Raw genomic sequence first — 20,226 nt, 5'->3', positions numbered from 1 at the left:
CTTGTAGTTTGAGTTGCAACTTAGGATAATAGCCCAAGTTCGTTCATAGCAAGTTCATTATGATTTTTATTGATTTAACATCATTTCGCTGCCCCGTTCCCTTGGTTAAGGTCAAACTTGCGTTGAAGTCCGTGTCTGCTGGCGACAGCTTACATATCCTACTCTCAGACCCAGGTTCCCGCCGAGATGTTCCCGCGTTTTTTAAAAAACAGGGGCATACCGTGGTGACATTGCAAGATGACGCCAGCCAATTAGGGCTATTAATCACAAAAGTTGATTTATCGCAGGGCTAAGCACACTCAAAGCATGATTCAATGCCGCAGTAAAAATGGCCAGTTGGCATCGCTGATTGAAACTTCACCTAGGCGTGTCGGTCATAGGTAGCAGTTAACTGATTTTCAAGCATATACACAGTAAAACGGATGCGATAAGGTTAACCACCAAAGCATAAGCATCTTTCCTGCGTTTTCGGAAAGCCAATCACCTCATTGGAACGAATTCATGTTTAGTTTTTTCTCTCGTTGGTATCAAGAGCGCTTTAGCGATCCTCAGGCGGTGACGCTGCTGGCCATTCTCGTGGGTCTCGCCCTAGTGTTGTATTTTGCGGGCGGCTTATTAGCCCCCTTGTTGGTGGCCTTGGTGCTGGCTTTTTTGCTCGAATGGCCTGTGGCACAAATGCTGAAATTGGGGATTAATCGCACGACGGGCGCTTCCTTAGTACTCGTGCTGTTTTTAGGGATAGTGGTGCTGCTGACCTTTGGCCTAATCCCGAGCGTGTGGCGCCAAGGCGTGAGCCTCATGACAGATTTGCCGAGTATGATCGACAAGGGATTACAAACCTTGCAGGGATTAGCGACCCAGTATCCACAGTTTGTCAGTTCAGAACAGCTTAATTTAATGGTCGCCGAGCTTAAAAAATTGCTCGACACCCAGCACCTGCTCGATATTGCTAAGCAACTGATTGGTTACTCTGCCTCCTTATTGGTGCTGATGGTGTACGCCATTTTAGTGCCCTTATTAGTGTTCTTCTTTCTTAAAGATAAAGACCAGCTGATCAGTGGCAGTAAACGTTTTTTCCCTACCAATCGACAATTAGCCCGCAAGGTATGGTTTGAGATGCACCAGCAGATCTTCAACTATATCCGCGGCAAGGTGATTGAGATTGTGATTGTCGGAGTAGCAAGCTACATCTTCTTTGCCTTTATGGGGCTGAGATACTCGGCCTTACTCGGGGTATTGACCGGCTTGTCGGTACTCATTCCCTATGTGGGCGCAACTTTAGTGACCTTGCCTATCACCTTGGTGGCCTTCTTCCAGTGGGGTTTTAGCTCCGAGTTTGGCTATTTGATGTTAGGTTACGGCATTATTCAGGCGTTAGATGGCAACGTGCTGGTGCCCATTCTGTTTTCCGATGCGGTGGATTTACACCCCGTCATCATCATTGCCGCCGTGTTAGTGTTTGGTGGTTTATGGGGCGTGTGGGGCGTGTTCTTTGCCATCCCATTGGCGTCCTTGGTGAAAGCGGTGATCAATGCTTGGCCGAAAACTGAGATTGAACCTGTGGCGATAACGCAGGTGAAGGCGGATTCGGCAGAAGCCTAAGCCGCTGGCAGTAGATAAAACTGATAGATAAAAGCAATAGATAAAAAACTGAGCCAGAGTGCTCAGTTTTTTTATCCGCTAACTATTCGTACTAACTATTGTTTGTTGTACTAACGATCGCTGCACTCATCATTGCTGTAATAGATGCTGCGCGGTGGCGGCGAGGGCGCGATAGACCAAGGTCGTTTGCTTGGCTTTTATATTCCAATGCTGCCAATAGAGGGGCACCCGAATGCGTTTTTCTGGGTGAGTTCAATCAATATGCCTTTGTCTATCAAAGGTTTTGCCTGTAAGTGTCCGACTAAACCATAACCTAGACTTAAGTTAATCGCCTCTAAAAAACTCTCCGATGAGGGAATGCTGTGTTGCCACCATTGGCCTGGCAACATTTGAAAATACTGGGCGAGGTACTTTTCATGCATTTTATCTTTAGTTGAAAACACCACGGCAGGGGCTTTCGCGAGCTGCGCTTGGGTTATTTGAGCGCCGACATCATCGCTATTTTTTGCCCATTCGAAATAACGCGCCGCAAACGCTGGGGTCGCGACGCACATATATTCCATGGTCCCTAAAAACTCGCTGCTACAACCGGCCATGGGATTGGCCGTTGTGGTCACGCAACCTACGGCCTCACCGTTTTTCAGTAGGTGATGGGTGTAGGACTCATCATCGACAATCAATTCCAGCAGCCAGGCATGTCGGCTGAACATATCGGCCAAGGCGGGTAAAAACCATGTCGCTAAACTGTCGGCATTGACGGCAATCCGCACCGTCGTGGGATGGTTGGGGTCATCGGCATCTAACTCGGCTTTCAATTCACTCTCGAGTAATTGCACTTGAGAATAGTGGCGCAATAAACGTTTACCCGTGGGAGTCGCCACCACGGGCGTTGATCGAATAAGTAAGGATTGGCCGACTCGTTCTTCTAATTGTCTAACGCGCTGTGACACCGCCGATTGGGTTATATGCAACACTTTGGCGGCGCGCTCGAAGCCGCCTTCGGAGACGACGACCGCAAGCGCTTTAAGATTGGCGTATTCCAACATGATTGCCGTCCTTAAAATTATTAATTTTACTTATGATACATAAAAAACATTAGTTATATTAATTTTGTTGTTTTGTCTATGCTAGCGCCTTCTTCAGACATGAGAGGTAGTTATGCAAACGGCGTTTATACAAGGTATGGGCATAGGTGGTAGTTTGATTATTGCCGTAGGGGCGCAAAATGCCTTTGTGCTAAAGCAGGGGATTAAGCGAGCTTATCCTTTGCCGATTGCGCTGCTTTGTTCAATCATCGATGCCTTAATGATCACTGCGGGTGTGGCGGGGCTTGGGCACATTATCGAAGCCTTTCCGACTATCAAACATGTGGCCAGTTTTGGTGGTGCCGCCTTTTTGATTTGGTACGGTGCGAATGCACTTAAGGCCTCGTTTGTCGCTAAAGGGATGGAAATGGACAATGCGCAAAATGCTGACACTTTGCGTAAGGCCATGCTGACCACGCTTGGGATCAGCCTGCTTAACCCACACCTTTATTTAGATACCGTCGTGCTGCTGGGGAGCATTAGCACTCAGTTCGAAGATGCCCATCGTCCTTGGTTTGGTGCGGGCGCGGTATTGGCTTCGTTTATTTGGTTCTTCAGCTTAAGTTTTGGTGCGCGATTATTGGCGCCGATATTTAGCCGCCCAGCGGCATGGCGATACTTAGATCGTTTTATTTGGTTGACCATGTGGAGCATTGCTGCGGCAATTATTTGGCCTTATCTGGCATAAGTTTGGGTAACTAAGCGCCATCCGCTTGAATTTATTCCACAAATCAGGTTGATTTTTAGACGCAAGCTGAAAATTTTTCATGAAAAAAGGCCCTGATAAAGGGCCTTTTTGCGTTCAACTGCTAATTTTTTGTGCGCTGTGTTGAGCCGCGAGACATGAATGCGGCACTAAAGTGCGCAATTAACCTGCAATTTGCGTCAGTACAACTTGGTGATGATCGCTGGTTTTAAACTTATCGAACACATGGGCAATGGTACCGTCGGTGTTGATGAGGAAGCTCAATCTATGGATACCGTCGTAGATTTTGCCCATAAATTTCTTCTCGCCCCACACGCCAAAGGCATCGGCCACGCTGTGGTCTTCATCGCTGAGCAGGGTAAAGTTAAGCGACTGTTTTTCTGCAAACTTAGCTAATTTAGCCACGGGATCAGGGCTAATGCCAAGCACGGTCACTTTGTGGCTGTCGAGTTCAGCTTTGCTGTCACGTAAACCACAGGCTTGCACTGTGCAGCCAGGGGTTGAAGCCTTAGGGTAAAAGTAGACTAAAACCGGGCCGCGCGTTAAGCATTCTTGTAGGGAAACTGCATTACCATGTTGATCTTGAAGGGTAAATAGCGGCGCTTTCGCGCCAGCGGTTAATGTGTTCATCAATTATCCTCTATCGCTTCTTGAGGTGGTGCCTTCCATGCGTCTAATGGTGCAATCCAGTGCCATTTCTTCAGAGAGTTGATAGATACTCTTTTCGAGCTTTTCTAGTTCAACTTTTTCAGGAATATTGATGGTCAACGAAATCGTCTGGGTTTGCTCACCGTTGTCGAGTTCTTCAGAGAAAGAGCGTACTGCGGCTAAGTCTAAGGAACGGTCGGCGAGGAACTGGGTGATAAGCTTCATGGTGCCGCGCTGATCCTTACCGGTAAAGCGCACTTCAAGGCGTGAAAGGTAGTTTTGCGGCGTATGTTTAGAGGTGCGCTTCATCACTGTCATCAGTTCTAATTCAACACTGAGACTCGGGAGCAGGCTTTCAATTTTCGTTATGGATGCCCACGAACCTGACAACATCATGATTAAGGTAAATTCGTTACCAAATAATGCCATACGGCTGTCTACGATATCGCAGTCACAGTCGCTGGCAAGTCGAGCTAGTTTACTTACGAGTCCAGGACGGTCTACGCCCATTGCGGTTACGACCAGGAAATTGGTCATGAATTGTCCTCACTTTTTCGATATCATAGAGCGAAAACTCGAGACTGAGTGCCGAGTTTTTGTGCGGGATGTAATGCTACCATAACTAATTCAATTTGAGAGCCCCGTTAGTGCTTGTCATTAATGGTTGGCATCAGTACCATAGCGAATCCTGAAATTTTGGGGAAGTCAGATGATAAACGGAAGCATCGTAGCCTTAATCACGCCAATGAACAGTGATGGCTCAGTAGATTTTGCAAGTCTTGAAAGGTTAGTCGAATTCCATATTGACCAAGGCACAGACGCCATCGTCGCCGTGGGCACTACCGGCGAGTCAGCGACTCTGCCAATGAATGAGCACGTTACTGTGGTCGCGCAAACGGTTAAGTTTGCCGCAGGCCGTATTCCTGTGATTGGTGGTAATGGCGCGAATGCGACATCTGAAGCTATCGAACTCACCAAGTCTTTATCTAAAGTAGGGGTTGCCGCCATGTTAGGCGTGACACCTTACTACAACAAACCCACGCCAAAGGGCTTAGTCGCACACTACACAGCTGTGGCGGCGAGCACGGATATTCCGCAAATTCTCTATAACGTACCAGGACGCACTGCCGTCGACATGAAGCCCGAAACCGTGGCCGAATTGGTCGCTGTGAGCAATATTATTGGCGTTAAAGAAGCCACGGGCGATGTATCTCGCGTTAAGCGTTTACGTGAGCTTTGCGGTAATGACTTTATGTTGTACAGCGGCGATGATGCAACGGCGAGAGAGTTTTTACTCCTTGGCGGTAATGGCGTGATTTCGGTTGCCAACAACATAGTGCCAAAAGCATTTAAAGCCATGTGTGATGCAGCACTTGCGGGCAATGCCGAATTAGCGGCGAGCATCGATGAGCCGCTGCGTGGTCTGTATAGCACTCTGTTCTGTGAAGCGAACCCCATCCCTGTGAAGTGGGCCGCTCACCGTATGGGACTGATTGAGTGTGGCCATATTCGTTTACCTTTGACTGAACTTTCTGAGCAATGTCATGGTCTGTTGTTAGATGCAATGACTCGCGCCCAGATAGAGGTTAAATAATTAATGTTAAAGAAAGTCACCCCACTGTTCCTAGTTGCTGCCGTTGCAGCTTGTAGCTCGCCATTAGAGCGTCGCCAAGCAAACGGAGGTGAAGACTATGTGCAGGCCGAGCAAGCGCCAATGCTGAAGATCCCCGAGGGATTAAAAGCACCGCCATATAATAAAGAATTTGAAGTGCCTAACTTAGGGCCAAAGGCGAATTCTGCGCTGGTTGGTAAAAACCTCGATATCCGTCCTCCACTACAAGTCCTGCCAATGGCAGAAGGTACGCACGTGGAAGAGGGCAGCGATAACATTAAGATCGTGGTTGAATCGATTGATAACAGCGTCGATCTTAAGCAAGAAATCTTCACTAACTTAGATGGTTTCTTTGCTAAGCAAGGCATCAGCATTCGCAACCGTGATTTCGATAAAGGCAGTATCGAAACCGATTGGATTGAAAACACGGAAGTGCTGGAATCGAGCCTGTGGGGCTCTGATAAAGAGTACCTTCTGCGTCAACGCTATCGCTTCGACGTAGAAACGCGTCCGCACGGCCGTACCGCTAATATAGTGATCCACTTGGTTGAACACCAAGAGTTTTACGACGGTAAAGAGCAAGATGTCCTGTTAAGCAGTGAAGATAAACAGCGTTACACTATCGACATGCTCAACAGCTCTATCGCTTATATGAGTGTGAAGCGCGAGCAAGCGATTCAAGCGAACCGTTTGAAGCAGACCTTAGGGATCAATGTGGATTTAGTGACGCCTGAAGAAGGTGCTGCTTACTGGTCCGCGAAAGCGCCATACAAGCAAGTGTGGGATCGTCTGCGCATCGTGCTGCCAGAAATGGGCTTTGAAATTGCCGATATGGACAGCGCCAAGGGACTTTACTTCATTAAGTTTACCGACAACTCTGGTTTCTGGAGTTCGTTGTGGAACGACAATCAATTGGCCTTGAAGGAAGGCAGTTACCGCATACTGCTTGAAGACGGCGATAGCCCAGAGGAAACCAAAATCCTGCTGCGCGACGGTGAAGACCAACCACTGTCGAATGACGTCGTGACCAATGTGTATCAGTCACTGTCGAACCTGATGAAAGAAGAGCGCAAACTGCGTTAATCCTACCTCAGTCAACAAAAGGGCGATTTAATCGCCCTTTTTTGTGCCTGCCATTTGAGCGCCGCTATGCTCGCCCTGTGCGTTAACTATACAGAATGATGTTTCAGAATATTTCTGGCGTATATCAATATTTAAAGCATGGTTTTAGATAAAGTGTTTTCAATTTTGACTTTTGTTGAAGTAATTCGCTAAAAATGCCAATTATCCTACTGTATTCTTAATCCTGGTTATCCTTTCTGACCCGAATTACCATTTATTACATATTTTATGCAGTTGGCGTAATTTGTAAGAAAAAGTAAAACGTATTGATGCAATGATGCGAGTGGGTAAACTAGCCGTCACTAATGCGAGTCATCATCATTTGGAAGCCAGATGAAAAAAATCATAATTATCATCGCTATTTTGGCTGCGGGCTGGTTTGGATACCAAAGTATGCAACCCCAAGCACCGCAGAAAGCTAACGTTAAGCTCACCCCTAATGTGGTCATCGCGACTGCCGCTATGGCGCCCGTGCGTGACGAAGTCGAAGCCATTGGCACCAACAAGGCCTATGAGTCTGTCACTATCACGCCTAAAGTCACCGATGTGGTTACCTCACTCAAGTTTGATGATGGCGATATCGTCAAGAAGGGCGACTTATTGGTGCAACTGCAAAATGCCGAGCAGATAGCCAAAGTGAAAGTGGCGCAGGTGAAGGTGAGTGATAATCAACGCGAGTTAGCGCGGATCAGCTCTCTGGTGACCAGTCGCACTGTGGCAGAGTTAGAGCGTGACCGCCTGCAAACTTTAATCGATACCACCCGTGCCGAGTTAGAGCAGGCACAATCATCCCTGAATGATCGCAGCATAGTTGCGCCCTTTAATGGTCGTTTAGGCCTGCGCCAAGTGAGTGTGGGTAGCCTAGTGACTCCGGGTACTGAGATCACCACGCTCGATGATATCTCTAAGATTAAATTAGACTTTTCGGTGCCTGAGCGCTTTATTCAAGACTTACAGCCCGGCAAACAAGTCGAAGCCAAAGCCGTAGCGTTTCCCGATGAAATCTTTAAAGGCAAAGTGATTTCTATCGATAGCCGCGTTAATCCAACCACTCGCGCCGTGATTGTTCGCGCCGAAATCCCAAATCCAGATTTACGTTTACTGCCCGGCATGCTGATGAAGGTGAAACTCATCAAGCGCAGCCGTGAGGCCTTGATGTTGCCTGAGTCGGCGATTATCCCAATCCAAAAAGAGCACTTTGTTTACAGCGTCAATAAGGACAATGTGATTGAGCGTAAGCAAGTCACCATTGGTATTCGTACCCGCGGCTGGGTCGAAATCCTCGGTGGTTTAGAGATTGGTGAAAATGTGGTGATCCGTGGGCTACTCAAAGTGCACCCAGGCGATGTGGTCAAAACCGAATTGGCTGAGAAGTTTAGCTATCTTTCCGATGCTAATGCGGAGCCAAGTGTATGATCCTGACAGATCTTTCCGTTAAACGACCGGTATTTGCCTCGGTTATTAGCCTATTGCTGGTGGCCTTTGGTTTAGTGGCATTCGATAAGTTACCGCTGCGGGAATACCCTAACATCGACCCGCCGATTGTCTCGATTGAAACCAACTATCGCGGCGCCAGTGCCGCCGTGGTCGAGAGCCGTATCACCCAGCTGATTGAAGATAGGATCAGCGGCGTTGAAGGTATTCGCCATGTGAGTTCATCGAGCAGCGATGGTCGCTCGCAGGTGACCTTAGAGTTCGATATCAGCCGCAACATTGAAGATGCGGCCAACGACGTACGCGACAGAATTTCGGGCCTATTAGATAACTTACCCGAAGAAGCCGATCCCCCAGAGGTACAAAAGGCCAACGGTGGCGATGAAGTAATTATGTGGCTCAACCTAGTGTCGGATCAAATGACCACATTAGAGCTGACAGATTACACCCGTCGTTATTTATCCGACCGTCTGTCCGTGGTGGACGGGGTGTCGATGATCCGCATCGGTGGTGGCAAAGTTTACGCCATGCGCGTGTGGCTCGACAGACAAGCTCTAGCATCCAGAAGCCTTACTGTGGCCGATGTTGAAGCCGCGTTAAGGGCTGAAAACGTTGAGTTGCCCGCAGGTTCGCTCGAGTCCAAGGAGCGCCACTTTACCGTGCGTTTAGAGCGTAGTTATCGCACCGCCGAGGACTTTGCCAATTTGGTGATTTCCCAAGGCGAAGACGGCTATTTAGTCAAACTTGGCGATGTGGCAAAGGTGGAAATTGGCTCGGAAGAAGAGCGCATCATGTTCCGCGGCAACAAGGAGGCCATGATCGGTCTTGGGGTGTCGAAACAGTCGACCGCCAACACCTTAGAAGTGGCCCGCGCCGTTAACGCCTTAGTCGATAAAATCAATCCAACCTTACCCGCTGGCATGTCGATTAAACGCAGCTACGACAGCTCAGTGTTTATTGAAGCCTCGATTAAAGAGGTGTACCAAACCCTGTTCACCGCCATGGTGCTGGTGATCATAGTTATTTATCTGTTCCTTGGCAGCGTGCGCGCCATGTTAATCCCCGCGATTACCGTGCCCGTGTCTTTGCTCGGGACGTTTATCGTCCTCTATGCCTTGGGTTATACCATCAACCTATTGACGCTGCTTGCGATGATCCTCGCCATCGGTATGGTGGTAGACGATGCGATTGTGATGCTGGAAAACATTCACCGCCGTATCGAAGAAGGGGATTCTCCCTTAAAGGCGGCATTCTTGGGCGCCCGTGAAGTGGCCTTTGCGGTTATCGCCACCACCTTAGTGTTAGTGGCGGTATTTATGCCGATCACTTTCCTCGAAGGGGACTTAGGTAAGCTCTTTAAGGAGTTTGCGGTGGCCATGAGCGCGGCGGTGATCTTCTCCAGTATCGTGGCCTTAACCTTAAGCCCGATGATGTGTTCTAAGCTGCTTAAACCCGCGTCGCAGGATTCGTGGTTAGTGCGTAAGGTCGATAGCATAATGACGGGGATTTCCCGTGGCTATCAAAGCTCGCTTGAGAAGGCGATGGCAAGACCTGTGCTGATGTCGGTATTAGTCTTGATTGCGCTCGGGAGCAGTGTGCTGCTCGCCCAAAAAGTGCCGCAGGAATTTGCGCCGCAGGAGGACCGGGGGTCGTTATTTTTGATGGTGAACGGGCCGCAGGGCGCGAGTTACGAATATATCGAATCCTACATGAACGAAGTGGAAAACCGCCTAATGCCATTGGTGGACTCGGGAGACATTAAACGCTTGCTGATCCGTGCGCCCCGTGGCTTTGGCCGCGCCGCCGACTTCTCTAACGGTATGGCGATTATCGTGCTCGAAGATTGGGGACAACGTCGCCCGATGAAAGAAGTGATCGGCGATATTAACAAGCGCCTCGCGGATTTAGCCGGTGTGCAAGCTTTCCCTGTGATGCGTCAAGCCTTTGGCCGTGGCGTGGGTAAACCTGTGCAGTTTGTGATTGGTGGTCCAAGCTATGAAGAGTTGGCCCGCTGGCGCGACATTATGATGGAAAAGGCGGCGGAAAATCCTAAATTGCTTGGCCTTGACCACGATTATAAAGAGACCAAACCGCAGCTTAGAGTCGTGATCGACAGGGACAGGGCGGCCAGCCTTGGGGTATCGATTTCCAATATTGGTCGCACCTTGGAATCGATGCTGGGTTCGCGTTTAGTCACCACCTTTATGCGTGATGGCGAAGAGTATGATGTGATTGTGGAAGGGGAACGCAGTAACCAAAATACCGCGGCCGATCTGCAAAATATCTATGTTCGCTCCGAACGGACCAAGGAGCTGATCCCACTGTCGAACTTAGTCACGGTCGAAGAGTTTGCCGATGCCAGCTCCCTTAACCGTTATAACCGTATGCGGGCGATTACCATTGAGGCCAGCTTGGCGGATGGTTATAGCCTAGGTGAAGCACTGGATTACCTCAATCAAGTGGCGCGTGCTTATCTACCGGCGGAAGCGGTGATCAGCTATAAGGGACAATCCCTGGATTATCAAGAGTCTGGTAGCTCAATGTACTTTGTGTTCCTGCTGGCGCTGGGGATTGTATTCCTAGTATTAGCGGCGCAGTTCGAAAGCTATATTCACCCTATGGTGATCATGCTGACGGTACCGCTTGCCACAGTTGGCGCCTTGATTGGGCTGTGGTTTACGGGCCAGAGTCTCAATATCTACAGCCAGATTGGGATTATTATGCTGGTGGGCCTTGCGGCGAAAAACGGTATTCTTATCGTCGAATTTGCCAACCAGTTACGGGATAAGGGCGTCGATTTCGACCGCGCCATTATTCAAGCCTCTTGTCAGCGTTTACGCCCCATCCTAATGACGGGGATTACCACTGCCGCAGGCGCCGTACCTCTGGTATTGGCCGCAGGAGCGGGGGCGGAAACCCGCTTCGTGATTGGTGTGGTGGTGCTTTCGGGCATTATGCTGGCGACCTTGTTCACTATCTTTGTGATCCCAACCGCCTACGGTCTCTTTGCCCGTAACAGCGGCTCGCCAGAAGCGATTGCCCAGCAATTAGATAAGGAGTTGGCGCAGGATTAATCCCACGCGAACGCTTAGCCAAAATAGGCGCTTAAGTTTACTTAAGCGCCTATTTTATTTGGGCTAAATCACTTTGGGGTAACGTCAACGGCTTGAATATAGCGAAAGGAGGTTTTCTCAAAGCCAACGGACTCATAGTAGGCTTGGGTCTGCTCGCGGCGCATAGAGGTGGTGACCTCAAGCTGGCGACAACCCCGCTCACTTGCTCTGTCTTTAGCAAAGTCAATCAGTTGCGTACCCACGCCTAAACCGCGACTCGCTTGAGCCACCACTAAGGCGGTAATGCGGCAGATTTGCTGCTGTGAGGGAAAATAATCAAAAAGATTAGGGCGTGTTGACGTTTCGAGATTAGATTTTGTTCGCTCTGGCAAGCTCGTGTTCGCGAAACGAGGAATGATGTGTAGTTATTCTACTCAAATGACGAGCGGCTCTTATGACTGAAAGTAAGAGCAAGTGCTTGCCAGGCGAACCCTTCGGGCAGCATTTGGCTGGCGTTTCTGCCGCGTTATCGTCCGTTTATGTAGAATAACTACACTACACGGACTTTGCCTTGCATAAACGTCAGCCAAATAGCTGCAAAAATAACCCTGAAACGCCAACACGCCCTATACTTATCAACCCAACCACGACTCCCTCAGAGTCGGCGAGATAGATTTCATCCGATCTTTTAGGTGCATCGAGATACTGCTGTAATTGCGCCTCGCTGGCACTGTAACCCAGCTGCAGCAGTAAGTTAGCCATGGCGTTAAGGTCTGTTATCTGTGCTTGTCTAATTGCAATAAAGCCCATCATGCTTCCTTGTGTTATCCAGTACCTAGATTTCTATTAAGCAGGTATTCTGCCAATACATGACTCTTGAGGTTGACATATTTTAGGCTAACGCAAAGGCGTTAACGCATAAAAAATCCCACACTCATGGCGAAACCGACAAGCACAATAAAACCCCGCAACAGAGATTGGGGAATGCGATAAGCTAGCGCGGCGCCAAGATAGCCGCCAATAATCGCCATAATGGCAAGCAGTAACAGATATTGCCCGTCAATCAGATTACCTAGGGCGTAAATCACCACGGCAATGGTGGTGAGTAAGGCGGAGAGTAAATTCTTAAGCCCGTTCATCCCATGTAATTGGGTTTGGCCGAGTAACCCAAAGGTGGCGAGTAAAATAATCCCTAATCCCCCGTTAAAATAGCCACCATAAATACAGACGAGACTCAGAATCATCATTGCAGTCAGTGGCTTGACGGTATTCACTCGGGTGATGCTGGCATTCGCTAAGCGTTTTTTCAGTAACCAAGGTCCACCAATAAAGGCGAGTGTGGCCAGCAAAATCAGCCAAGGGACGAGATAAGCAAACACTTGCTCGCTGGTGCTTAGCAGAATCGCCGCGCCTAGGCATCCGCCCGCAATGGCGATCAGGCACAGGGTTTTTAGGTTAAGATTTGCAGGATATTCAATCTCTTTTCGAAAACGCCAGGCACTGGCAAGGTAGCCGGGGAGCAGCGCGGCAGTGCCCGTCGCGTTAGCCAACAGTGGCGGTACGCCCACAAACACAAGGGCAAATAAGGTGATAAAGCTGCCACCACCCGCCACCGCATTTAACATGCCGCCGAGCAAGCCTGCGAGGGCGATCAGTAACCAATCCATAGTGAATGCTCCGCAGCCATTGACGTGTAGAAGTTGAACGTCAATTGCTTATAAAAACATCACCTTAACAGTAAGTGATTTAGATGAAAAGCCATCAATATAGTAAGTGGCGGCAGATTGATGGCTTTGTTACGGGGTTTGAATCGGGTTTAGGCATAAAGCCTTGGCATTAATTGTTATGCCGCTAGATTTATCAAATATTATTAAGACTTAGCACTGATGTATTTATTCAGCATGGAACAGTCCTGAAGCAAATATCGCGGTGGCTATGGCCAAGTATTGATCGCTAAATACCTCTTCTCCCCAGCAATGTTGCCCACGCTCTTGATAGTACACATGGTAGCTGGCATTCGATGGCGTAGCGATGCAGTACCAACCATCAAAGGTCTGCTTGCTAAAGTTGACCCAATACTGCGCATCCGCTTGTTTGATCTGCTGGACTAGCGCTTCATCTTGCGCCAATAGCGCCGCAAGTTCGGCTACGCTGGTGAGCTTGTGTTCGGTTTTTAACTGATTGAGTAGCGCTTTGAGTGTCATTATTGAAGGCCTTTTATCCTGAGGCGCTATGTTAGCGAATGGCTGAGGTAATCGAGGATTCGATTAAAGCTTCAAACACATCGGCTTGGCCTGCGGGGATCAGTTGCCGATGAATTTCGCGGCGCTTTGTACTGTCAAATAAACGCTCCGCTACCCAACCCGTTAAATAGAGTGAGGACAGGCAACCTCCCGCAGTGGCAATATTGCCATTGATCACCAGAGCGCAGTCTTCCACCTCCACACCCATGGCCACTAATGCGGCTTTGGCATCGGGGTGAGTTGTTGCTGAGATATTGTCGAGTAGGCCTAACTTCGCAAAGAAGAATGAGCCCGCACAAATACTGCCAAGCAATTGCCGTGCGGGATCTAATTTAAGGGCCGACATAAACTCAGGATCCGCAAGTGCGGCAGGTACACCTTTGTAGCCACTGCTGAATAATACCACGTCAGCATCAGCGACTTGCGCGACATGACCATGGGTTTCTACCGTCATCCCCAAACTCGATCTGTGGCTAGGTTTGGTGCCTAGCACTTTGACAGTCCAATCGGTTGTTGTGCGGCCGAGAATATCGCGCATTAAAAAGAAATCGATATCGGTAAATTCATCAAATATCACAATCGCAATCTGGTACATCCTTTGTCCTCTCGTTTGTATTCTGGTTAATGTGAGGGTTAACACGTCATCGGCCGCATCTTCAATCCGCCGCTCCCTGTCGTTGCAACATAATCACCCATATGTTTGTGACTGCGTTTATTAAGATATTTAGCTAACAACTTGAGCATCCTTACTATTTAGGCCGGGCCAAGATTACCGCAAATGTGCTTAAGATGGCTAACTGTAGTTTTATCGCATGTAAAACGGCTGGACAATTTGCGAAGCTGGGTTGAATACACTGGGAATAACATAAGGTCATTGATAAGTCTCGATAATTTGTGACACAGATATGCATATGCTGCTAGCTCATTGAGCAAAAATATGTAATCGTATCAACTACATTAGTGCAAGACTGTTGTTTTACTGGGAACGGTGAATTTTACTCGAACAATATTTTTGCGATAGAGGATGTACCGCCGAAAAGCTAGGGAGTGTTATGGATCATTATTTGGATATTAAACTCATGGAGGATCCCGAGTTTTCGGCCCCCATACTGATGAATGCGTTGTTTAGCAAATTGCATCGAGCCTTGGTTGACGTTTCTCAAGGGGATATAGGCATTAGTTTCCCTGCAATGTCTAGCAAATGCCTAGGCCAACACCTAAGGATACATGGAAGTCGAGCCGCGTTAGAAAGGCTAGAGCAACTAACATGGCGAAAAGGACTAAGTGACTATGCGCAGGTTTCTGACATTTTAGTTGTTCCAAACACCAGTCAGCATTGCCTAGTTTCAAGGGTGCATGCGCAAAGCAACCTAGAAAGTTTACGTCGTCGAGCCATGAAACGACGCTCAATTAGTTATGAAGTAGCCTGCCTACAAATCCCCGAAGATTTATCAAAACAACTCGATTTCCCCTTTGTGCAAATCAAAAGCCAATCGACTCATCAATTATTTCGACTCTTTATCAAGCAATCGCTCAGTCCTCCACAGCAAACCGAGAGCGCCTTTTCAAAATATGGCTTAAGCAATACGGCAACAGTGCCTTGGTTTTAGTTTGATTTAGGGAGAATGTCGTTATATGCGAAGACAAATAAGGGGTGAGTTGCTTGATGGCTTGCGTGATGAACTAAAAAATGAGCCTTCAAAAAACGAGTGGATAACTTATCACTGTACCTTGGTCACACCAATGTATGGTGGTGGAGTTGAGGCGGGGAAAGTCGATACTGCCATGCCCATTCGCGCCAGTGCTATTCGTGGGCAGCTACGTTTTTGGTGGCGTATTGCTTGTGGGGCGAAAGCTCCTAAGGTTATGCGAGAAAATGAAGAAGCCATTTGGGGTGGGATTGGCGATAAGGCAGCCATAGCGAGCCAAGTTCAAATTCGAGTGATATCTAAAAATGTCATTATGAGCAATTTGGTTAGCTCGAAAAAGCTGGCTGGTTCGGGTGTTAAATATGCGCTTGGTGCGGCGGATGAAGCTTATTGTTTACCTAGTGGTTATAACTTTGTTCTTGAGATTCGCTACAAAGACGACATTACCTCTGATCAGATAAAGCAAGTCAAAGAGTCCTTACGTTGGTGGGCATCGTTTGGTGGCGTTGGCGCAAGAACTCGGCGTGGATTTGGTGCTGTGGTTGTTGACTCGATTAAAACCATTGAGGCAACTGAGGTTGAGACGATTGGCGGGAAAATAGCCTTGACAGAACAATCTTCAGACTCTGCTCAGGACATGTGGAAAAAGGCGACAGAGTTACTTTATAAATTTCGGCAAGGCAGGGAACTTGGTCGGAATGAAGGACAAGGAAATCGCCCAGGACGCAGTCGCTGGCCTGAGCCTGATCAACTACGTCGAATGTCCAATAAGCATAAAACTAATCACGAACCTGAGCATAAAGCTGGAAATGTATTTCCGAGAGCTGCTTTTGGCATGCCAATCATTTTTGATTTTAATGATCGAAGTAGAACCGAGCCTAGCACTATGACCCTCTTGCCAAAGGACGCGCAACGTATGGCAAGTCCGTTGATTATTCGTCCTTACAAAAATGGTGCTCAATGGCAAGCTGCTGCTTTATTGCTACCCAATTGGAAAACTGCTCTGAATGAACCATTAGAATTAAGCCCTGTCCCGAAGAATGGCGCTCCAAACCATTGGCCAACCAGCGAAAACGAACGAGCTAGGCTGGCAGAAATTATCAAACCGATGGTCGGTAAAGATGGCCAGTTAAGAGCCAATGACCCACTCTCGGCATTTTTAGATTTTTTTGAGAAGGGACAATAATGACTGATTATTTAGTGGCCATCAGTATTGGCCCCGTGCAAAGTTTGATTGAAGCAGGGCGGCGCAGCCAAGATTTATGGTGTGGCTCGTGGTTGTTGTCGGAAGTCTCCCGCGCGGTAGCATTGTCGCTGCACGAAGAACAAAGCGATTGTTTGATTTTTCCAAACCCAAAGAATCCAGATATCGATCTACAGCCACAAGATCCCGATTCAGATAGCCAGATAGAAGTAGAGGCAAATATTGCCAATGTGGTTCGGGCAGTGATTCAGGTCGATGATATTAGTCAGGTTCGTGACATTGTAGAGAATGCGAAACAGGCCGCCGAAGCGCGTTTAATGCAGATTCTCGATACTATACGACATAAAAAATTAGAGAGCTTTACGATTGACTGGGCGCGTTTTGAGCAACAAAAAAACGGCATTCTCGACACTTATGCCGCGTGGGTGAAGTTTGAGGCAGGCCAGTATGGCAAAGCCTCGGAGCGTTTGGGAAAGTTGCTTGCCGCACGTAAGCAGACCAAAGACTTTAAACCAATTCAAGACACAAAGTCGGGTTTGTTTAAATCCACGTTAGACGGGGCGAATAATACTCTGACAGAGCAAGTCAATAACAAAGAATACCAGCATCAGTTGCGACTTAGTCAAGGAGAAGAGCTAGACATATTAGGCTTAGTAAAACGCAGCGCGGGGCATTTTGAACAATTCACACCGTTTTCGCGTGTGGTCGTGCAACCTTGGTTATCCTCTTTGAGCTCAGAACAACTCAATACCCTTCAGTCAAATTATCAGCCATTTGTAAAAGCAGGCCTAGCCACAACCGTTAAGGGTAATGAGGATAGGTATCAGGCTTTCCCGTATGATGGCGAATACTTGTTTACTAGTCGTATTGAGCAAGAAAAAGACTTAGAAAAAGGTACAAAAAAGGCGCTGCTTGACTGTTTATCGACTATTGGCAAAGAGTCAGGCTCGCCAATGACCTACGGCGTTTTGCTTAAAGCTGATGGCGACCGTATGGGTGAGCTACTTTCTAAGGCTGAAGGCAAACAGCAATCAAAAGCGATTTCTAAAGCCCTACATGAATTTGCGACCAGTGTGCGTAAAACGCTACAAGATCACGGCGGGCATGCCATTTATGCGGGTGGTGATGATGTATTAGCCTTTGTGCCGTTAGCTCAAGCAATGACGTGTGCTAAACAGTTAGCCGATGATTTTAAAGAAAAGATGATGGTTATTGCAGCCGAGTTGAAACTGAGTGAAGCGCTTTATCCGACCTTATCCGTGGGCTTAGCCATTGGTCATTTTGTACAACCTATGCGCCAACTGCGTGCTCGGGCTATCGCGGCAGAAAAACACGCCAAAGGTAATAATGAACATAAGCCCCGTAATGCACTTGCCATACATCTAGGCATTCGTTCAGGTCATGAGATCACCTGGCGTTGTCGCTGGGAGGATGAGACATTAAATGCGCTGACCGATTTCACTCACGCTTTTGCACAGGGTTGGATGCCAACTCGCATTATGCAAGAGGTCCGAGAAATGGCAGTTCATTTGAAGTGGACAACTGGGCAAGAAGAGTTAGCAGGCATTCGAGCAAGTGAACTCGAGCGAATGTTAGCGCGAGCAGAATTTAATGTAAGTGTTGAACAATCAGGAAAGACACCTGAACAAATTAAAGAGTCAAAGAAGGCAGCTCTGGATAAGCTTAAATCGCAGCTTCGCGCCCAAGCATCAGGGTACTCACTAGAGCAACTTGCTAATCTACTTATCCTAGCCCGCTGGCTGAGTGCTAAAACCACCGCAGATATTGGAGGCGAAGAATAATCATGCTGTATTACCTTATTGAACCTAAAGATCCTCTAATTATTCGCTCAGGCAGGCCATTTGAAGAAATCTCTGATGCACAAGCTGCCCGTTTTCCACCACCATCCACGGTTGCAGGGGCGCTGCGAAATATCCATGCTCGCAGCACAGGAAAAACTTTGGACAACAAGCTGCTGAAACTAGATAACGAGCTGTTAAAACTTGCCGTCACAGGTCCGCTTGCGGTTAAACGGCCTATCAATGGCGACGCCCCAAGCGAAGAACATATCTTGGTGCCTAAGCCTGCCGATGTGCAGTATTTTTATGACCAACAGACTCAACTCACCCATTTAGTACGTTCTAAACCTATGGCGTTTGCTGAAGGTGAAGGTTGCGATCTACCCAATGGCTTGCTGCCCTTGTTTGCTGAAAATGCACCTGATGGCAAGCCAGTTTCCGGCCCTAACTGGTGGTCGTTTAACGACTTAGCCGCATGGCGAAAAGGGCAGTCGGTCAGTTTTGAGCGAATTTGCCAAAACGGTTGGATGCCTGCCGAGCCGGATATTCGCACACATATTGCTATTAATAATCACAGTCGCAATGTGGAATCGGGCAAGCTTTTTCAAACCACAGGCCTAAGCATGTGGCAGCAACGTGCTGATCATCAACCATTCCCGGACGCTTGCATAAGCATTTTGGCTGGTATTGACGGCGACATAACCTTGCCATTGCTTAATCTGGGCGGCGAGCGGCGTTTAGCAGAGGTTGAGGCTTGTACTTTATGGCCCTCTTTTCCCAGTGATTTGGCGCAATCAATAACAAAAGCTAAAGGGTTCACGCTGACCTTTTTAACGCCAGTGTTATTTAACTTTGGTTGGTTGCCAAGCTGGTTGAATGATGAGCTCATTGGCACTCCACCATGCTGTCAAAGACTAACCGTCAAGTTACGCGCCGCCGCATTAGAGCGTTGGATCCCCCAATCAGGTTGGGATTTAGTAAATAACACGCCACGTGCTGCGCAAAAGATGATCCCCGCGGGAGCCACGTATTGGTTTGAAATTGAAGGCGAAGCAACGGATGAAGATATTCGTTCGCTCTGGTTAGCGCATTTTTGCGATGACCCACAAAGCAACCTTAACGGCTTTGGTTTGGCGCTGCCTGCTGCCTATCAATTTACTCTTTAACGCTATTTTTAAAGGACTATGTTATGTCGTTTCATATTTATCACTTATTCAGTCAAACCATTTTGCATTGTGGCTCAGGCCATTCGGTTGGCATTGTCGATCAACCTATTGCCCGCGAGCGAGCTTCTAATTTGCCGATTGTCCCCGGCTCAACGGTTCGTGGCGTGTTAAAAGCCTTCATTAGTCATACGGAACAAACAGAAGTTAAACCAACGCTTAGTCAGTCACTATTTGGTTATGACAAACAAGACGGTGAGCCCAGTTTTGCGGGGGCATTGTCGATAACCGATGCTCATTTGTTGCTACTACCCGTGCGAACGGTTTACGGTATTTTGGCCTATGCAACTTGTCCATTTATTTTGCAGCGCTATAAAAAAGATCGAAAATTAGACTTAATGGTTCCAGCACCTGCCGATGAGCAAGCCTTGCATCCTAAAGGAAATCCAAATCATCAAGATAACTTGATGGTGCTAGAAGATTTAGATCTCAAAGCCCAAGAGTGTGAGTACACCCAACAATGGGCTGGTTACATTGCTCAAACGCTTTATGCAAAAGAGAGCGCCTACTTTAGCGACATGAGCAAGCGCATCATCGTATTGCCTGATACGGTTTTCTCCTTTCTGGCTGAAACCGCCACCGAAATTCGCACCCGCATTCGAATTAATCAAGAGACTGGCGTCGTTGATAATGGGGCATTATGGACAGAAGAAAGCTTACCCGCAGAAAGCATCTTATGGGGTGTGTTCTCGGTCGATGCCCCCCGTTTGAACGATCAAAATGGCGATAAGCGACTTAGGTTTACCGACATTATTAATAACAAACCTCTGCTGCAAATGGGCGGCAATATGGGCACAGGTAATGGCTTAGTGCAGTTTATTGCTCAGTCGGCCAAAGGGGAATAAC

The 20,226-nt window shown here is 48.0% G+C and carries 18 protein-coding genes and 2 pseudogenes; 12 read left to right on the top strand and 8 right to left on the bottom strand.

Going from position 1 to position 20,226, the window contains the following annotated elements; genetic code table 11:
* Positions 1-59 precede the first annotated feature (59 nt).
* Positions 60-293 carry a sulfurtransferase TusA family protein gene (locus ACUZ8J_RS12490; RefSeq protein ID WP_109287608.1) on the top strand — a complete coding sequence of 78 codons (234 nt, stop codon included), beginning with the start codon at positions 60-62 and terminating at the stop codon, positions 291-293.
* A 208-nt stretch (positions 294-501) separates the two neighbouring features.
* Positions 502-1,602, top strand: a complete 1,101-nt coding sequence (locus ACUZ8J_RS12485; RefSeq protein WP_089068027.1) for an AI-2E family transporter — start codon at positions 502-504, stop codon at positions 1,600-1,602.
* Positions 1,603-1,731: 129 nt separating this feature from the next.
* Here the strand turns inward: ACUZ8J_RS12485 and ACUZ8J_RS12480 are convergent.
* Positions 1,732-2,648 (bottom strand): annotated as a pseudogene (locus tag ACUZ8J_RS12480) (LysR family transcriptional regulator ArgP).
* A 112-nt stretch (positions 2,649-2,760) separates the two neighbouring features.
* Here ACUZ8J_RS12480 and ACUZ8J_RS12475 point away from each other — a divergent pair.
* Positions 2,761-3,375 (top strand): LysE/ArgO family amino acid transporter, encoded by a 615-nt coding sequence (locus ACUZ8J_RS12475; RefSeq protein WP_011626499.1) that lies wholly within the window; start codon positions 2,761-2,763, stop codon positions 3,373-3,375.
* A gap of 180 nt (positions 3,376-3,555) precedes the next feature.
* On the opposite strand, the gene bcp is transcribed toward ACUZ8J_RS12475, so the two are convergent.
* Both bcp and ACUZ8J_RS12465 read right to left on the bottom strand, forming a co-directional pair.
* Positions 3,556-4,023, bottom strand: coding sequence for a thioredoxin-dependent thiol peroxidase (gene bcp / locus ACUZ8J_RS12470; protein WP_446693988.1), 468 nt, complete (start codon positions 4,021-4,023; stop codon positions 3,556-3,558).
* 3 nt (positions 4,024-4,026) lie between these two features.
* A complete protein-coding gene (locus tag ACUZ8J_RS12465) occupies positions 4,027-4,578 on the bottom strand; it encodes a glycine cleavage system protein R (RefSeq protein ID WP_011716686.1) in 552 nt (183 codons plus the stop codon).
* 172 nt (positions 4,579-4,750) lie between these two features.
* Here ACUZ8J_RS12465 and dapA point away from each other — a divergent pair, with 172 nt between their 5' ends.
* From dapA to ACUZ8J_RS12445, 4 genes are all read left to right on the top strand, one after another.
* A complete protein-coding gene (gene dapA, locus ACUZ8J_RS12460; RefSeq protein ID WP_248968089.1) occupies positions 4,751-5,635 on the top strand; it encodes a 4-hydroxy-tetrahydrodipicolinate synthase in 885 nt (294 codons plus the stop codon).
* A gap of 3 nt (positions 5,636-5,638) precedes the next feature.
* The gene (gene bamC / locus ACUZ8J_RS12455; protein ID WP_446693987.1) at positions 5,639-6,736 is read left to right on the top strand and encodes an outer membrane protein assembly factor BamC; all 1,098 of its coding nucleotides are present in this window, start codon (positions 5,639-5,641) and stop codon (positions 6,734-6,736) included.
* 372 nt (positions 6,737-7,108) lie between these two features.
* Entirely contained in the window at positions 7,109-8,191 is a 1,083-nt protein-coding gene (locus tag ACUZ8J_RS12450) for an efflux RND transporter periplasmic adaptor subunit (protein WP_011623099.1), read from the top strand.
* Positions 8,188-11,283 (top strand): efflux RND transporter permease subunit, encoded by a 3,096-nt coding sequence (locus ACUZ8J_RS12445; RefSeq protein ID WP_011626494.1) that lies wholly within the window; start codon positions 8,188-8,190, stop codon positions 11,281-11,283. Before ACUZ8J_RS12450 ends, ACUZ8J_RS12445 begins: the two co-directional genes overlap by 4 nt.
* A gap of 68 nt (positions 11,284-11,351) precedes the next feature.
* On the opposite strand, the pseudogene ACUZ8J_RS12440 reads toward ACUZ8J_RS12445, so the two are convergent.
* The 5 genes and pseudogenes from ACUZ8J_RS12440 to ACUZ8J_RS12420 form a co-directional block, all read right to left on the bottom strand.
* Positions 11,352-11,603 (bottom strand): annotated as a pseudogene (locus ACUZ8J_RS12440) (GNAT family N-acetyltransferase); the annotation flags it as partial.
* 241 nt (positions 11,604-11,844) lie between these two features.
* Positions 11,845-12,072: a hypothetical protein gene (locus ACUZ8J_RS12435; protein WP_446693986.1), complete on the bottom strand. Its 228-nt coding sequence runs from the start codon at positions 12,070-12,072 to the stop codon at positions 11,845-11,847.
* 101 nt (positions 12,073-12,173) lie between these two features.
* Complete coding sequence (locus tag ACUZ8J_RS12430; RefSeq protein ID WP_446693985.1) at positions 12,174-12,929, bottom strand: sulfite exporter TauE/SafE family protein; 756 nt, start codon at positions 12,927-12,929, stop codon at positions 12,174-12,176.
* A gap of 225 nt (positions 12,930-13,154) precedes the next feature.
* A complete protein-coding gene (locus tag ACUZ8J_RS12425; RefSeq protein WP_374917023.1) occupies positions 13,155-13,466 on the bottom strand; it encodes a cytoplasmic protein in 312 nt (103 codons plus the stop codon).
* A 31-nt stretch (positions 13,467-13,497) separates the two neighbouring features.
* A complete protein-coding gene (locus tag ACUZ8J_RS12420) occupies positions 13,498-14,100 on the bottom strand; it encodes a DJ-1/PfpI family protein (RefSeq protein WP_446693984.1) in 603 nt (200 codons plus the stop codon).
* 457 nt (positions 14,101-14,557) lie between these two features.
* Between ACUZ8J_RS12420 and cas6f the strand changes: the two genes are divergently transcribed.
* The 5 genes from cas6f to cmr4 are packed head-to-tail and all read left to right on the top strand — an operon-like array spanning position 14,558 to position 20,225.
* On the top strand, positions 14,558-15,115 hold the full coding sequence (cas6f, locus tag ACUZ8J_RS12415) for a type I-F CRISPR-associated endoribonuclease Cas6/Csy4 (protein WP_446693983.1): 558 nt from the start codon (positions 14,558-14,560) through the stop codon (positions 15,113-15,115).
* A gap of 25 nt (positions 15,116-15,140) precedes the next feature.
* On the top strand, positions 15,141-16,340 hold the full coding sequence (cmr1, locus tag ACUZ8J_RS12410; protein ID WP_446693982.1) for a type III-B CRISPR module RAMP protein Cmr1: 1,200 nt from the start codon (positions 15,141-15,143) through the stop codon (positions 16,338-16,340).
* On the top strand, positions 16,340-18,160 hold the full coding sequence (cas10, locus tag ACUZ8J_RS12405; protein ID WP_446693981.1) for a type III-B CRISPR-associated protein Cas10/Cmr2: 1,821 nt from the start codon (positions 16,340-16,342) through the stop codon (positions 18,158-18,160). Before cmr1 ends, cas10 begins: the two co-directional genes overlap by 1 nt.
* A 2-nt stretch (positions 18,161-18,162) precedes the next feature.
* Positions 18,163-19,323 carry a type III-B CRISPR module-associated protein Cmr3 gene (locus ACUZ8J_RS12400; protein WP_446693980.1) on the top strand — a complete coding sequence of 387 codons (1,161 nt, stop codon included), beginning with the start codon at positions 18,163-18,165 and terminating at the stop codon, positions 19,321-19,323.
* Positions 19,324-19,346: 23 nt separating this feature from the next.
* Positions 19,347-20,225: a type III-B CRISPR module RAMP protein Cmr4 gene (gene cmr4 / locus ACUZ8J_RS12395; protein ID WP_446693979.1), complete on the top strand. Its 879-nt coding sequence runs from the start codon at positions 19,347-19,349 to the stop codon at positions 20,223-20,225.
* Position 20,226 lies beyond the last annotated feature (1 nt).

The organism is Shewanella sp. Koi 1 (assembly GCF_052907445.1).
This window is presented reverse-complemented; position numbering and strand designations above follow the sequence as displayed.

Bases quoted from the DNA above. Each gene is read 5' to 3' on its own strand.
- ACUZ8J_RS12490 (WP_109287608.1), top strand. From the start codon at position 60: ATGATTTTTATTGATTTAACATCATTTCGCTGCCCCGTTCCCTTGGTT.
- ACUZ8J_RS12485 (WP_089068027.1), top strand. From the start codon at position 502: ATGTTTAGTTTTTTCTCTCGTTGGTATCAAGAGCGCTTTAGCGATCCT.
- ACUZ8J_RS12475 (WP_011626499.1), top strand. From the start codon at position 2,761: ATGCAAACGGCGTTTATACAAGGTATGGGCATAGGTGGTAGTTTGATT.
- bcp (WP_446693988.1), bottom strand. From the start codon at position 4,023: ATGAACACATTAACCGCTGGCGCGAAAGCGCCGCTATTTACCCTTCAA.
- ACUZ8J_RS12465 (WP_011716686.1), bottom strand. From the start codon at position 4,578: ATGACCAATTTCCTGGTCGTAACCGCAATGGGCGTAGACCGTCCTGGA.
- dapA (WP_248968089.1), top strand. From the start codon at position 4,751: ATGATAAACGGAAGCATCGTAGCCTTAATCACGCCAATGAACAGTGAT.
- bamC (WP_446693987.1), top strand. From the start codon at position 5,639: ATGTTAAAGAAAGTCACCCCACTGTTCCTAGTTGCTGCCGTTGCAGCT.
- ACUZ8J_RS12450 (WP_011623099.1), top strand. From the start codon at position 7,109: ATGAAAAAAATCATAATTATCATCGCTATTTTGGCTGCGGGCTGGTTT.
- ACUZ8J_RS12445 (WP_011626494.1), top strand. From the start codon at position 8,188: ATGATCCTGACAGATCTTTCCGTTAAACGACCGGTATTTGCCTCGGTT.
- ACUZ8J_RS12435 (WP_446693986.1), bottom strand. From the start codon at position 12,072: ATGGGCTTTATTGCAATTAGACAAGCACAGATAACAGACCTTAACGCC.
- ACUZ8J_RS12430 (WP_446693985.1), bottom strand. From the start codon at position 12,929: ATGGATTGGTTACTGATCGCCCTCGCAGGCTTGCTCGGCGGCATGTTA.
- ACUZ8J_RS12425 (WP_374917023.1), bottom strand. From the start codon at position 13,466: ATGACACTCAAAGCGCTACTCAATCAGTTAAAAACCGAACACAAGCTC.
- ACUZ8J_RS12420 (WP_446693984.1), bottom strand. From the start codon at position 14,100: ATGTACCAGATTGCGATTGTGATATTTGATGAATTTACCGATATCGAT.
- cas6f (WP_446693983.1), top strand. From the start codon at position 14,558: ATGGATCATTATTTGGATATTAAACTCATGGAGGATCCCGAGTTTTCG.
- cmr1 (WP_446693982.1), top strand. From the start codon at position 15,141: ATGCGAAGACAAATAAGGGGTGAGTTGCTTGATGGCTTGCGTGATGAA.
- cas10 (WP_446693981.1), top strand. From the start codon at position 16,340: ATGACTGATTATTTAGTGGCCATCAGTATTGGCCCCGTGCAAAGTTTG.
- ACUZ8J_RS12400 (WP_446693980.1), top strand. From the start codon at position 18,163: ATGCTGTATTACCTTATTGAACCTAAAGATCCTCTAATTATTCGCTCA.
- cmr4 (WP_446693979.1), top strand. From the start codon at position 19,347: ATGTCGTTTCATATTTATCACTTATTCAGTCAAACCATTTTGCATTGT.